Genomic DNA, 12,934 nt, shown 5'->3' with positions numbered 1-12,934 from the left:
AAATGAGCACCAAACTTGTTCCCACCCCGGGCCAGACCGTCGGCCCGTTCTATGGCTACGCGCTCCCGTTCGACAAGGACAACGAGCTCCTGGCACCCGGCTCGCCCGGCTCCATCCGCCTCCAGGGCACCGTTTACGACGGCGCCGGCCACACCATCCCGGACGCCATCCTTGAAATCTGGCAGCCCGACGCGCGCGGCAACGTCGTCCAGCGCACCGGTTCCCTGGTCCGTGACGGCTACACCTTCACCGGCTGGGGCCGCGGCGCCGTGGGCAACTCCGGCGTCTTTACGTTCACCACGGTGAACCCCGGTCCCACCAAGCCGGGCGCGGCCCCGTTCATCTCCGTGGCGATCTTCGCCCGCGGCCTGACCAACCGCCTGTTCACCCGCATTTACCTGCCGGAAGACACCGAGGCGCTGGCCAACGACCCCCTGCTGAGCTCGCTGGATCCCGAACGCCGCAAGACGCTGATTGCCCGCCGCGATGAAGACGGCGGCCTCACCTGGGACATCCGCCTCCAGGGCGAGGGCGAGACGGTCTTCCTGGACTTCCAGTGACCAACGCCGCCCTGGGAGATCTGCACGGCTTCGCGGAAGAGGCCGACGCCGGACTGCTCAGTCCCGTGTCAGCGTCACCACTGGTGGCAGCGCTGACGGGGGACCGGGCAGTGCTGGCGGCCATTCTCGCCGTCGAATCCGGCTGGGGCGCCGTGCTGGAAAGGGCCGGGCTGGCGCCTGCCGGTTCCGCCGCCGTCGTCGCCTCCGCTGCCGAGGCGGGCCGCTACGACCTCGCCGATATCGCGCTGCGCGCCCAGGGTGGCGGCAACCCGGTGATCCCGCTGCTGTCCGACCTCCGGAAGCACGTGGTGGTCCTGGATACCGCCGGGGTTGGGGCCGGAAAGGCCGTCCATACCTCCCTGACCAGCCAGGACGTGCTGGACACCGCCCTCATGCTGCTGGCCCGCAATACCGTCCACGCGGTGCTGGCGGACCTGAAAGGCACCACGACGGTGCTGGCGCAGCTTGCGGGGCAGCATGCGGACACGCTGTGCGTGGGCAGGAGCCTGACGCAGCATTCGCTGCCCTACACCTTCGGGCTGCGGGCTGCGCAGTGGATCCAGGGCGTGGCCGCCGCGGGGCGGCAACTGGAAAATTTGGAGTTCCCGGTCCAGTTCGGCGGCGCGGCAGGAACGCTGGCCGCCGGAACCGTGCTGACCGGTGGCTCCGCTGCCACCCCGTTTACCCTGGCCGATGCCCTGGCAGCCCAGCTGGGACTGGCCCCCGCGCCGGCCCCCTGGCACACCAACCGGCTGGCCATCACGTCCCTGGGGCACGCCCTGGCTTCCGTCCTGGATGCCTTCGGCAAGATTGCCGCTGACGTCCTGTTCCTGAGCCGGCCCGAGGTGGCCGAGGTCGCAGAGCCGCGCGCCGCCGGCCGCGGCGTGTCCTCCGCCATGCCGCAAAAACAGAACCCCGTGCTGTCCGTTTTGGTTCGCAGCGCCGCACTCCAAGCCCCCGGCCTGGCTTCCCAGCTGCACCTGGCCGCCGCCACCTTCAACGACGAGCGCCCGGACGGGGCCTGGCACACCGAATGGCCCGCACTCCGCCAGCTCCTGTCCCTCACCCTCGGGGCCGCCGGCCACCTCCGCGAACTGGCGGAAGGACTGCAGGTGTTCCCGGACGCCATGCGCCGCAACCTGGACCTCGCCGGTCCGCTGCTGTTGGCGGAGGGCATCAGTGCCGCCATCGCGCCGCTGCTGGTGGAGAACGCCGGCCGCAGCGGCAAGCAACAGCTGCAGGACGTGGTGGACCGGACCCTGCAGGCACCGGCAGGGGAGCAGGCGGCAACCTACCGGAAACTGCTCCGGGAGGCAGTCCCCCCTGACGCCGTCCCGGACGTCCGGCTGGAGGAACTCCTGGATCCCGCCGGCTACCTGGGCCAATCGGCGGAGATTTCCCGCCGCATCCTCGCAGCCTTCCCCGAATTTGTCACCCGCACCCCCAACGCGAACGGAGCTTCCCGTGGCTAAACCGGCCGTCAAAGCAGCGCTGCTCTCACCCCAGCGACCCTTGGGCGACCACCCCCTGCTGGTGGTCGGTCCTTCCCTGGGCACATCGTCCATCCTCTGGAACCGGGCGGCGTCCCTGCTCGGCAACGACTACGACGTGGTGGCCTGGGACCTGCCCGGGCACGGCGTCTCACCGGCCGCAACGGAACCCTTCGACGTAGCGGCCCTGGCTGACGCCGTCGTGGACCTGGTGGATTCTATCGCCCCGGACGAAGCCTTCCACTACGCCGGCGTCTCCCTGGGCGGCGCCGTGGGGCTGCAGCTCGGGATCAAGCACGGTGGACGGCTCAAGAGCCTCTCCGTGCAGAACAGCGGCGCGAAGATCGGCACCCCCGAAGGCTGGCTGGAGCGCGCCGAAACGGTCCGCACCCAGGGCACGCCCGTGATGATCCAGGGCTCCGCCCAACGGTGGTTCGCCCCCGGCTTCATGGACCGCGAACCGGAGTTCAGCAGCCGGCTCCTGCATTCACTGCGCGATGCCGACCGCTTCAGCTACGCCTTCTGCTGCGAAGCGCTGGCAGCCTTCGACGTGCGCGGCGAACTCGGCGGCGTTACCGTCCCTACCCAGGTCATTGCGGGCGCACTGGACGCCGTGGCCACGCCGGACATGGCGGACGAAGTGGCCACCGGCATCACCGCCGGGGGCGGCACTGCCACCGCCGTGACGGTGGAAGGCATCTCGCACCTCGCTCCCGCGGAAGCCCCCGCCCACGTCGCGGACCTGATGCGCAGCCTGATCAGCTGGGCCGAATCAAGGGAGGCCGCCAAATGAGCGCCGCCGAACACACCGGCCCGGAGCGCCACGGCGTGGTCCAGCCCGGCGCCACCAGCCAGGAAATTTACGACGGCGGCATGGTGGTCCGGCGCGAAGTCCTCGGAGACGCGCACGTGGACCGGGCCAACGCCAACAAGGACGAATTCACCGAGGACTTCCAGGACATGATCACCCGCATTGCGTGGGGTGGCATCTGGACCCGGCCCGGTCTCCCGCGCCGGATGCGTTCCGCGGTGACCATCACTGCCATGGTGGCCCACGGCCACTGGGAGGAGCTGGCCATGCACATCCGTGCGGCCATCACCAACGGCCTCAGCAGGGACGAGATCAAGGAGATCCTGCTGCAGACCGCAATCTACTGCGGCGTCCCTTCCGCCAATACCGCCTTCAAAACTGCCCAGCAGGTCTTCAAAGAAATGGATGCCCCGTCATGAACCAGGCTTTTGTGTACGACGCTGTGCGCACCCCGTTTGGCAAGTTCGGTTCCGGTCTTGCCGGGGTGCGTCCGGATGACCTTGCCGCGCACGTGATCAGGGAGTCCGTGAAGCGGGCTCCCGGGCTTGATGTTGAGCGGATTGATGAGGTGGTGTTCGGCAACGCGAACGGCGCCGGTGAGGAGAACCGGAACATCGCCCGGATGGGCACCCTTCTGGCCGGTCTTCCGGTATCGATTCCGGGCACCACGGTGAACCGGCTGTGCGGGTCGTCGCTGGACGCGGCGATCATCGCGTCCCGGCAGGTCAACGCCGGGGACGCGGACCTCATCCTGGTGGGCGGTGCGGAGTCGATGTCGCGTGCGCCGTGGGTGCTGCCCAAGACCGAGAAGCCCTATCCGGCAGGGGACATGACCCTGGCGTCCACCACGCTGGGCTGGCGCCTGGTGAACAGGGCCATGCCCAAGGAGTGGACCATCTCCCTGGGCGAGGCCACCGAGCGGCTCCGGGAGAAGTACGGGGTGACGCGGGAGGCGCAGGACGAGTTCGCTGCGGCCTCGCACAATCTGTCCGCCGCGGCGTGGGATGAGGGGTTTTATGACAACCTGGTCGCCCCGGTGCCCGGGACGGACCTGGTGCGGGATGAGGGCATCCGTGCGGGTTCGTCGGCCGAGAAGCTGGCCGGGTTGAAGACGGTGTTCCGGGCGGAGGACGGCACGGTCACTGCGGGGAACGCGTCGCCGTTGTCCGACGGCGCGTCCGCGGCCTGGGTGGGGAGCGAGGCGGCCGCCGGGCTGCTGGGGCTGGACCCTTTGGCCCGGATCGCGGGGCGCGGGGCGCACGGGAATGATCCGCAGTATTTCGGCTACGCCCCGGTGGAGGCGGCGAACAAGGCCCTCGCGAAGGCGGGCATCGGCTGGGACGAGGTGGGCGCCGTCGAGCTTAACGAAGCCTTTGCTGCGCAGTCCCTGGCCTGCATCAATGCCTGGGGGATTGACCCCGGAATCGTGAACCGGCACGGTGGGGCGATCGCCATGGGCCACCCGCTGGGCGCTTCTGGCACCCGGATCCTGGGCACCCTGGCCCGGTCGCTGCAGGCCTCCGGGCAGCGCTGGGGCGTCGCCGCGATCTGCATCGGGGTGGGCCAGGGCCTGGCTGTGGTGCTCGAGAACGTCACCGCCGCCCTGCCGGCAAAACCAGTGAAGGGCTAGGAAAATGCTGACTTTTGTTGATTCGGTCCGGGAGGCCGTGGCCGGGATCAAGGACGGTTCCACGGTGATGATCGGCGGGTTCGGCAATGCCGGGCAGCCGTTCGAATTGATCGATGCGCTGCTGGAGTGCGGGGCCACGGACCTGACCGTGGTGAACAATAACGCCGGGCAGGGTGACCAGGGCCTGGCCCTGCTGATCAAGGAAGGCCGGGTGCGGAAGATGATTTGTTCGTTCCCGCGGCAGTCCGATTCGTGGCACTTCGACGCCAAGTACAAGGCCGGGGAGATTGAGCTGGAGTTGGTGCCGCAGGGCAACCTTGCCGAACGCATCCGTGCCGCGGGTGCGGGGATCGGCGGGTTCTTCACGCCCACCGGGTACGGCACCATGCTGGCCGAGGGCAAGGAAACCCGCATCATCGACGGCCGCGGCCAGGTCTTCGAGACCCCCATCCACGCCGATGTGGCCCTGATCAAGGCCCTGAAAGCGGACGGCAAGGGCAACCTGGTCTACCGCAAGACCGCCCGGAACTTCGGCCCCATCATGGCCGCGGCGGCGAAGCACACCATCGTCCAGGTCTCCGAGATCGTGCCCACAGGCGGGCTGGACCCGGAGAACGTGGTCACTCCCGGCATCTACGTCAACACCGTGGTTAAAGTTGCCCGCAGCGGCAGCGCAGCAGAAAAGGTGGCCTGAGATGAGCCTCACCGGAACCAGCATCAAGACCTCCGAGACGCCCTTGGGCCGTGATGACCTGGCCCGGCTCGTGGCACGGGACATCGCCCCGGGCTCGTTCGTGAACCTCGGGATCGGCCAGCCCACCCTGGTGTCCAACTACCTCACCGAGGAACAGAACATCACCCTCCATACCGAGAACGGCATGCTCGGCATGGGCCCGGAAGCCACGGGCGGGGAGATTGATGAGGACCTCATCAACGCCGGCAAGATCCCCGTGACCGAACTGCCCGGCGCCTCCTACTTCCACCACGCCGATTCCTTCGCGATCATGCGCGGCGGGCACCTGGACATCTGCGTCCTGGGCGCCTTCCAGGTCTCGGCCACCGGTGACCTCGCGAACTGGCACACCGGGGCGCCCGGGGCGATTCCCGCCGTCGGCGGTGCCATGGACCTGGCCACCGGCGCCAAGGACGTCTTCGTCATGATGACCCTCCTGACCCGCGACGGCGCCTCCAAAATCGTCGAGGCCTGCACCTACCCCGTCACCGGCGTCGGCTGCGTCACCCGCGTCTACACCGACAAAGGCGTCTTCCTCACTGGCCCGGACGGTGTCACCGTCCGCGAAACCTTCGGCACCACCCTCGAAGAACTCCAGGAACTCCTCCCCATCCCCCTCAAAGCCGCAGCCGCCGCTGGTTGAGCCGGCGCCCACCACCGCTCCGGCCGGTGGTGGGCCTGTCGAAACCCCCAGCGCCCCTAAAATTGGTGACCATGACCGACGCCGTCCGCACAGACACCCAGGCCGCACCGCAGGCCAGCGACCAGTACGTCCAGTCGCTGGCACGCGGCCTGGCGGTGATCCGCGCCTTCGATGCCGACCGGCCGGTGATGACCCTCACCGAGGTGGCGGGCCGGACCGGCCTGACCCGGGCCACCGCGCGCAGGTTCCTGCACACCCTGGTGGAGCTGGGCTACGTGCGGACCGACGGGAAAACGTTCGCGCTGACCGCCAAGGTGCTCCAGCTGGGATACGCATACCTTTCCGGGCTGTCACTGCCGCAGCTGGCCCAGCCGCACCTCGAGGAGCTCTCCCTGAAGCTGGGCGAGTCCACCTCCGCTGCCGTACTGGACGGTGCGGACATCGCCTACATCGCCCGGGTGACCACCCGCCGCATCATGACCATCGGGATCACGGTGGGCACCCGCTTCCCGGCGTACGCCACGTCGATGGGCCGCGTCCTGCTGGCCCACCTGCCGGCGTCGGACCTCAAGGCCTACCTGGCGGCGGCCGACGTCAAGCCGCTCACCCCCCGCGCCCTGGGCAGCGTCCCGGAGTTGCTGGCCGTGCTGGAGACGGTCCGGGCCCAAGGCTGGTGCCTGCTGGACCAGGAGCTTGAGCTGGGCCTGATGTCCGTGGCTGCCCCCGTCTATGACGGTTCCAAGGTGGTCGCGGCGGTCAACGTGTCCCTGCAGGCCCAGTCGGTGGAAGCCAAACCGGACCGTGACGCCTACCTGGCCTCCGTGGCACAGGAAATCGTGGCGACGGCGAAACTCATTTCCGCCGACCTCACCGCCCGCGGTTAACAGGAAATTAGCTGGTCCGGGTCTGTGCGAACAGCCGGCGGAGTGTGAAGAAGCAGCCCAGCCCGCTGAACAGCAGGGCCATCAGGAAGTCGCCGCCGTACCCGTCAACGAGTTCGCGGTTGGTGGCCAGGTTGAAGAACAGGAGGTCCCAGGTTTCGGCATCCGCCAGCATTGTCAGCGGAGAGCCGCCGCCAAGGAACTTCGCCGCGTCTACCAGCATGCCGCCCCAGAACGCCAGCAGCACGGTCCCAACGGTCACGACCGCAACAACCCAGGCGCCCCGCCGGCTAATCAGTCCTCCGGTTCCGAGGACGTACAACCGGGCAGCCAGGGAAGCGGCGATGAGCGCGACGATGGAGGCCATCCAGCCCATGTTCCACAGCACCAGCCACGCCACTACGCCAACGGGTACGGCCGCAAGGGCATAGACAGCCCCTCGCACCACATCTTCCCGTGCGGCCGGTTGCGGCAGCGGGGGCTGAAAATGACCCGCAGGAGGTACCCACGCATCGGAAGATGTCTGGCCGTACTGCGGCAGTCGAGCTCCATGCCCACCCTCCCGGCCGGACGGTGTGGAATCGAAATCTGCGCGCTCTGACATGGGTCCCCCAAAATGTGTGATGTGTAAATCCCGCCTATTGTCACACAACCGCCCCCGGAGCGGGACGACACAAAAGGTCCGAATCGCCCTGCTCCCACCATTTTCACGGCATTTCTTCAGGTGCCCCTTTTAAGGTCCAGCCATGACCTCAAAATCCCTTGTTATCAACCTGGGCCTGGGCGCCGTCATTCTTGCCCTCGGCGCAGGCACCTACCTCACGGCCACGGCGGCTGGCTCCACCACCCCGTCGGCGGCCGCGCGCACGGTAACGGTGGGCAAGGCGGCCATTTCTTCGGTGGCCACGGCCTCGGGCAATGTCGCCCCGCAAACCACCACGGTGGTCAGCGCCCAGAACTGCAGCGGCGTGATCCAATCGGTGGCAGCGACGTTGGGCCAGCAGGTCACCGCCGGGCAGTTGCTGGTGTCCATTGATCCCACCAACGCCCAGAATGCCCTGAACGCGGCCCAGGCCCAGCTGGATTCGGTGACGGCACAGGCCAACCAGCAGCAGGTATCCGCCGCCGGGCAGGTGGCGACGGCGAACCAGACCCTGGTGAACGCCCAGCAGTCCGCCGGCCTGGACTCCTCCCAGCAGTCCGCTGCGGTGGCCGCGGCCCAGAAAGCTGTGGATGCCGACAACGCTGCCGTGACCGCCGCCCAGGCCGTGCCCGCCCCCAACCCGAAGCCTGCCAACTGGACGGACCCGGTGGCGGCGGCCCAGAACCAGCTGGCCAAGGACCAGGCCGCGCTGACCCAGGCGCAGAACCAATCCGCCTCCACACAGCTCAAGGACAAGCAGCAGGTTGCCTCCGCCACCACTGCCCTGGGCAATGCCCAAAACGCGGCGGCCTCGGCAGGGGGGACCAACGTCACCAGTGCCCAGCTCGCCGTCGAGACGGACAAAGCGAACCTCGCCGCGTGCAACCTGACCTCGCCGGTGGCCGGAACCGTCACGTCGGTGACCGCAACGGCCGGCGCGCTGACGGGATCCTCCTCGGGGTCCCCGGCAGCGTCGTCCGGGTCCGCCGCCAGCGGGGGCACCGGAGCGGCCACGTCCGCGTCCTCCGGGGCAGCGTCCTCCGCCGGGTCAAGCTCCGGCAGCGGCCTGGTCACCATCAGCGACACCGGCCACCTGCAGGTGGTGGCCGGGTTCTCCGAGTCCGATGTCACCAGCATGAAGCCGGACCAGACGGCCCAGTTCACCTTCCCCGCCCTGGCCCAGGATCCTGCCGCCCCACCCGTCACCGGCAAGGTGGTTTCCATAGCCCAGACCTCAAGCACCACCAACGGCGTGGTCACCTATCCGGTGACGGTCTCCATCGCGAACCCGCCTGCCGGACTGCGCCTGGGCCAGAGCGCCAACATTTCGGTCACCACCGCCACGGCCGACGACGCCCTGGTGGTGCCCAGCCTCGCCATCACCACCACCGGGAACCGGCAAACGGTCGACGTCCTCAAGAACGGCACCCCGACGCCGGTGACGGTCACCACCGGGATCAGCGCCAACGGGCGCACCCAGGTCCTGACCGGGCTGGCTGACGGGGACCAGGTGGAGCTTCCGGCCATATCCAGCACGCTTGACACCGGCAGCACGTCCACCGGCGGCGGATTCGGCGCCGGCGGACTGGGCGGCGCGGGCACCCGCGGCGGCGGCACCCGGAACGGCGGCCAGTGACCGTGGCAGCCGTCATCGAACTGTCCGGCGTCAGCAAGGTCTACGGCAAGGGTGAGGCAGAGGTGCGCGCGCTGGACGCCGTGGACATCGCGATCGAGCAGGGCGACTTTGTGGCCATTATCGGAGCCTCGGGGTCCGGGAAGTCCACGATGATGAACATCATCGGCTGCCTCGACGCGCCCAGCACCGGAAGCTACCACCTGGACGGCATCAATACCCGGGAACTGGACGAGTACCAGCAAGCGCAGATCCGCAACCGCAAGATCGGCTTCGTGTTCCAGAACTTCAACCTGATCTCCAGGACCCGGGCGGTGGACAATGTGGCCATGCCGCTCGCCTACGCCAAGGTGGGACGCCACGAGCGGCGCAGCCGCGCACTGGCCATGCTGGACACCGTGGGGTTGTCCAGCCGCGCCGGCCACAAGCCGTCACAGCTCTCCGGCGGCCAGAAGCAGCGCGTGGCCATTGCGAGGGCCCTGGTGACCAACCCCGTCCTCCTGCTGGCCGATGAGCCCACGGGGGCGCTGGACTCGCGGTCCTCGGCTGAGATCCTGGACCTTTTCGGGAACCTGCACACCAGCGGGCGGACCATCGTGATGATCACGCACGAAATGGATGTCGCCGAGCGGGCCGGCAGGGTGGTGCGGATGCAGGACGGCCGGATCGTCTCCGATGTCAGGCAGCAGCCGGTGCCCGCGGGAACCTTTGCGGTGGCGCCGTGAACCTCCTCGAATCGGCGCGCTTCGCCCTCTCCGGGGTGGCCGCCAACAAGATGCGCTCCGTCCTCACCACGCTGGGGATCCTGATCGGCATCGCCGCCGTCATCATCCTGCTCGCGGTCGGCGCGGGGACAAGCAACAACATCAAAGCCCAGATCGGCAAGCTGGGCACCAACGTCCTCACCGTCAGCCGCTCCACCAGCGTGGGCGGCCGCAGCACCGGCGGCCAGGCCGGGGCAAGCCGTACCCGCAGCACCAACCTCACCCTTGAGGACGAGCACGCCCTCACGGATGCCGTCCTGGCCCCCGATGTGGCCCGCACGGCGCCGATCGTCCAGGCGCAGGGTGTCACGGCAACGTACACCAGCGCCACCCACTCCGTTGCCAGCTTCCTCGGGACCACGTCCTCGTACTTCGATATCACCAACAGCGCCATGGCGTCCGGGGCGTCCTTCACCGAAGCCGACCAGCAGGCAGGGAACCCGGTGGCCGTCATCGGAAACACGGTGGCCAGTGATCTCTTCGGCGCCACCACAGGTTCCGCGGTGGGCCAGACCATCCAGCTGAACGGCCAGAATTTCACGGTGTCCGGAGTGCTCGCGGTCAAGGGCTCCACCGGCTTGAACGATCCCGACGACATCGTGGTGGTGCCGTTCTCCGCCGCGCAGAACAAGTTCACCGGCTATGCGCCCACACTCGCGTCCATTACGGTGCAGGCAGCCTCCGCGGACGTCATGAACCAGGCCCAAAACGAGATCCAGATGATCCTGGACGCCCGCCACCACGTCGACTCCACCAACCGGGACTACCAGGTCCGCAACCAGGCGCAGATCCTCACCACCGCCACCAACACCACCCAAACACTGACCATCCTGCTGGGCGCGGTGGCTGCCATCAGCCTCCTGGTCGGCGGCATCGGCGTCATGAACATCATGCTGGTCACCGTGACGGAACGGACCCGGGAGATCGGCATCAGGAAGGCCATCGGCGCGTCCCGGGGCAGCATCGTGACGCAGTTCCTGATCGAATCCCTGGTGATTTCGGTCATCGGCGGGGTGGCCGGGATCGCCGTCGGCTTCGCGGGCAGTGCGTTCCCCGTGCTCGGCGTCCAGCCCGAGGTGCAGGCCTGGACAGTCTGGCTGTCCCTGGCGGTATCAGCCGTCATTGGCCTGGTTTTTGGGGTCTACCCCGCCAACAAGGCTGCGAAGCTGCGGCCCATCGATGCCCTCCGCTATGAATAGGAAACCCGTGAACAGCTCGAGCCCATACAACCCGGACACCGACGCCGCCACCGAAGCGCTGCCCGCTCCCGTTCCCCTGACCGCCCCCGGCGAGGACCACGGGTCCTTCCCGGGCCAGCCGGCCGAAATCCACGCCGACGACGAACCCTTCATTCCCCGGAAGCGGTACACCCCCGGCCGCACCACGAAAGTCCTGGTCTGCGTACTGCTGGTGGTGGCTGGATTCTTCGGCGGCTCGATGGTGCAGAAGCAGCTTGACCTCGGCGCCCGGGCCGGCCGGGCCAACGTGGGCAACTTCCAGGGAACCAACGGCCGTGCCGGGGCCGGTGCCGGCAACACCTCCGGCACCCCAACGCCCGGCCAGGGCCGCCGCAACGGCAACAACGGTGCGACCGCCCCGGCCGCCGCGCCCACGGGTGCTGCCGGCCAGTAGGGCGTGGGGCCCGCAAAGGTGAGGCCGACGGCGGGAGTTGCGTCCCGTCGTCGGCCTCGCTTTTCGCTGCGGGTCCGGGCAGTCCGGGTCTACCCGACCGGGTTGCCGAGTTCACGCAGCGGGGTCTTGGCGGTTTCCCGGGCCCACAGGGCGCCGGTCACGGCCAGGATGGATGACGCCGCAACGATCCAGGCCGCAGGGCCCCAGTTGGCCTTCTCGGCACCCACGAGGGCGGTTCCCAGCAGCGGGGTGAAGCCGGCGCAGAGGATGCCGATCTGGAGGCCGATCGCCATGCCGGAGTAGCGGACCTTGACGTTGAAGAGCTCGGAGAACCACGCCGGGTAGATCGCGTTGGACATGGCGTACGTTCCGGCGGTAATCAGGGTGCTGGTCAGGAAGATCATCGGGATGTTGCCCGTGGAGATCACCGAGAAGTACACGAAGATCATGGCGCCGGAGCCGAGGACCCCGGCGATGAAGATGGGCCGGCGGCCATAGGTGTCGGACAGCCGGGCCATCAGCGGCTGGCTGGCCATGGCCAGGACGTTTCCGAGGATGCTCACCCACAGCATGGTGGACGCGGGCACGCCCACGGACACGGCGTAGGCCAGGCCGAACGATTGCATGAAGGTGTTGGTGACCGTCTCGAAGGACATCAGCGCCACCTGGAAGAACTGCGCGGGATGGGTCTGGAACATCTTGGCGAACGGCAGCTTCACCAGTTCGCCGTGGTCCTGCTTTTCCTCGAAGACCTCAGGTTCTTCCAGTGAACGGCGGACCAGGTAGGCGACGATGAGCACCACGATGGACAGCCAGAAGGGGATTCGCCAGCCCCATGCGAGCCGGTCTGCCTCGCTCATGGCGGCCACGGGCAGGAACGCCAGGGAGGCGAGGACGATGCCGGCAGAGATGCCGCTCATCGAGAAGCTGGCGAAGAAGCCGCGGCGTCCCTCGGGGGCTTCCTCGGTGGACAGGGCCGAGGCGCCGGCGGTCTCCGCGCCGGCTGAGAGGCCTTGCATCAGGCGCAGCAGAACCAGCAGGGCTGGCGCCCAGTATCCGGCGGCGTTGAAGTCGGGCAGGGCGCCGATCAGGAACGTGGCGCTGCCCATGAGCACCAGGGTGAGCACCAGCGTGTTCTTGCGTCCGATCTTGTCACCCAGGTGGCCGAAGACGACGGCGCCGAACGGCCTGGCGACGTAGGCCACACCGAACGTTGCGAACGAGGCCAGCAGGGCGATGGTCGGATCGCCCGCCGGGAAGAAGATCTTCGAGAACACCAGGGAGGCGGCGGTGGCGTAGATGAAGAAGTCGTAATACTCCAGGGCGCCGCCAAGGAAGGCAGCCAGCGCAGCCTTCCTGGCGCGCTTGAGGCGGCGTTGGGCGTCCGGGGTGTACTGGGCCTGGGAGCCTGCTGCGATGTCTGTCATGGGGTGTCCTTCCGCGCTGAAGGTAAGCGTGAATTCTCATTTTGTGCGCATACCGAACAAGTGTGCGATATGCGTTTGAATAGAGGA

Annotated in this window: 14 protein-coding genes; 12 read left to right on the top strand and 2 right to left on the bottom strand. The window is 68.2% G+C overall.

What is annotated here, in order from left to right:
* Positions 1 to 2 precede the first annotated feature (2 nt).
* The 8 genes from pcaG to QRM95_RS03325 all read left to right on the top strand — a co-directional run bounded on the left by pcaG (position 3) and on the right by QRM95_RS03325 (position 6,751).
* Entirely contained in the window at positions 3 to 560 is a 558-nt protein-coding gene (gene pcaG, locus QRM95_RS03360; RefSeq protein ID WP_285246447.1) for a protocatechuate 3,4-dioxygenase subunit alpha, read from the top strand.
* A complete protein-coding gene (locus QRM95_RS03355) occupies positions 557 to 2,032 on the top strand; it encodes a lyase family protein (RefSeq protein ID WP_285246446.1) in 1,476 nt (491 codons plus the stop codon). The genes pcaG and QRM95_RS03355 overlap by 4 nt, the downstream gene beginning before the upstream one ends.
* A complete protein-coding gene (locus QRM95_RS03350; RefSeq protein ID WP_285246445.1) occupies positions 2,025 to 2,843 on the top strand; it encodes an alpha/beta fold hydrolase in 819 nt (272 codons plus the stop codon). Before QRM95_RS03355 ends, QRM95_RS03350 begins: the two co-directional genes overlap by 8 nt.
* Positions 2,840 to 3,280: a 4-carboxymuconolactone decarboxylase gene (gene pcaC / locus QRM95_RS03345; protein ID WP_285246444.1), complete on the top strand. Its 441-nt coding sequence runs from the start codon at positions 2,840 to 2,842 to the stop codon at positions 3,278 to 3,280. Before QRM95_RS03350 ends, pcaC begins: the two co-directional genes overlap by 4 nt.
* Positions 3,277 to 4,491 carry a thiolase family protein gene (locus QRM95_RS03340; RefSeq protein WP_285246443.1) on the top strand — a complete coding sequence of 405 codons (1,215 nt, stop codon included), beginning with the start codon at positions 3,277 to 3,279 and terminating at the stop codon, positions 4,489 to 4,491. Before pcaC ends, QRM95_RS03340 begins: the two co-directional genes overlap by 4 nt.
* A 4-nt stretch (positions 4,492 to 4,495) precedes the next feature.
* A complete protein-coding gene (locus QRM95_RS03335) occupies positions 4,496 to 5,185 on the top strand; it encodes a 3-oxoacid CoA-transferase subunit A (protein WP_285246442.1) in 690 nt (229 codons plus the stop codon).
* A gap of 1 nt (position 5,186) precedes the next feature.
* Entirely contained in the window at positions 5,187 to 5,867 is a 681-nt protein-coding gene (locus QRM95_RS03330; protein WP_285246441.1) for a 3-oxoacid CoA-transferase subunit B, read from the top strand.
* A 71-nt stretch (positions 5,868 to 5,938) separates the two neighbouring features.
* Positions 5,939 to 6,751 carry an IclR family transcriptional regulator domain-containing protein gene (locus tag QRM95_RS03325; protein ID WP_285246440.1) on the top strand — a complete coding sequence of 271 codons (813 nt, stop codon included), beginning with the start codon at positions 5,939 to 5,941 and terminating at the stop codon, positions 6,749 to 6,751.
* Between the two features lie 7 nt (positions 6,752 to 6,758).
* Here QRM95_RS03325 and QRM95_RS03320 read toward each other — a convergent pair whose 3' ends face one another.
* Complete coding sequence (locus QRM95_RS03320) at positions 6,759 to 7,193, bottom strand: hypothetical protein (RefSeq protein WP_285246439.1); 435 nt, start codon at positions 7,191 to 7,193, stop codon at positions 6,759 to 6,761.
* A gap of 301 nt (positions 7,194 to 7,494) precedes the next feature.
* Here QRM95_RS03320 and QRM95_RS03315 point away from each other — a divergent pair, with 301 nt between their 5' ends.
* The 4 genes from QRM95_RS03315 to QRM95_RS03300 are packed head-to-tail and all read left to right on the top strand — an operon-like array spanning position 7,495 to position 11,420.
* A complete protein-coding gene (locus tag QRM95_RS03315) occupies positions 7,495 to 9,027 on the top strand; it encodes an efflux RND transporter periplasmic adaptor subunit (RefSeq protein ID WP_285246438.1) in 1,533 nt (510 codons plus the stop codon).
* Entirely contained in the window at positions 9,024 to 9,749 is a 726-nt protein-coding gene (locus QRM95_RS03310) for an ABC transporter ATP-binding protein (protein WP_285246437.1), read from the top strand. The genes QRM95_RS03315 and QRM95_RS03310 overlap by 4 nt, the downstream gene beginning before the upstream one ends.
* Entirely contained in the window at positions 9,746 to 10,987 is a 1,242-nt protein-coding gene (locus QRM95_RS03305) for an ABC transporter permease (protein ID WP_285246436.1), read from the top strand. The genes QRM95_RS03310 and QRM95_RS03305 overlap by 4 nt, the downstream gene beginning before the upstream one ends.
* A 7-nt stretch (positions 10,988 to 10,994) precedes the next feature.
* Positions 10,995 to 11,420, top strand: a complete 426-nt coding sequence (locus QRM95_RS03300) for a hypothetical protein (RefSeq protein WP_285246435.1) — start codon at positions 10,995 to 10,997, stop codon at positions 11,418 to 11,420.
* A gap of 89 nt (positions 11,421 to 11,509) precedes the next feature.
* Here the strand turns inward: QRM95_RS03300 and QRM95_RS03295 are convergent, their stop codons facing one another.
* A complete protein-coding gene (locus QRM95_RS03295; protein WP_285246434.1) occupies positions 11,510 to 12,847 on the bottom strand; it encodes an MFS transporter in 1,338 nt (445 codons plus the stop codon).
* Positions 12,848 to 12,934 lie beyond the last annotated feature (87 nt).

The organism is Pseudarthrobacter sp. efr-133-R2A-89 (genome assembly GCF_030209315.1).
In the GTDB taxonomy this organism is placed as follows: Bacteria; Actinomycetota; Actinomycetes; order Actinomycetales; family Micrococcaceae; genus Arthrobacter.
This window is presented reverse-complemented; position numbering and strand designations above follow the sequence as displayed.

What these genes read in the sequence shown, in the direction of transcription:
- QRM95_RS03295 (WP_285246434.1), bottom strand. Translation starts at nt 12,847, where the DNA reads ATGACAGACATCGCAGCAGGCTCCCAGGCCCAGTACACCCCGGACGCC.
- QRM95_RS03340 (WP_285246443.1), top strand. Translation starts at nt 3,277, where the DNA reads ATGAACCAGGCTTTTGTGTACGACGCTGTGCGCACCCCGTTTGGCAAG.
- pcaC (WP_285246444.1), top strand. Translation starts at nt 2,840, where the DNA reads ATGAGCGCCGCCGAACACACCGGCCCGGAGCGCCACGGCGTGGTCCAG.
- pcaG (WP_285246447.1), top strand. Translation starts at nt 3, where the DNA reads ATGAGCACCAAACTTGTTCCCACCCCGGGCCAGACCGTCGGCCCGTTC.
- QRM95_RS03325 (WP_285246440.1), top strand. Translation starts at nt 5,939, where the DNA reads ATGACCGACGCCGTCCGCACAGACACCCAGGCCGCACCGCAGGCCAGC.
- QRM95_RS03315 (WP_285246438.1), top strand. Translation starts at nt 7,495, where the DNA reads ATGACCTCAAAATCCCTTGTTATCAACCTGGGCCTGGGCGCCGTCATT.
- QRM95_RS03330 (WP_285246441.1), top strand. Translation starts at nt 5,187, where the DNA reads ATGAGCCTCACCGGAACCAGCATCAAGACCTCCGAGACGCCCTTGGGC.
- QRM95_RS03335 (WP_285246442.1), top strand. Translation starts at nt 4,496, where the DNA reads ATGCTGACTTTTGTTGATTCGGTCCGGGAGGCCGTGGCCGGGATCAAG.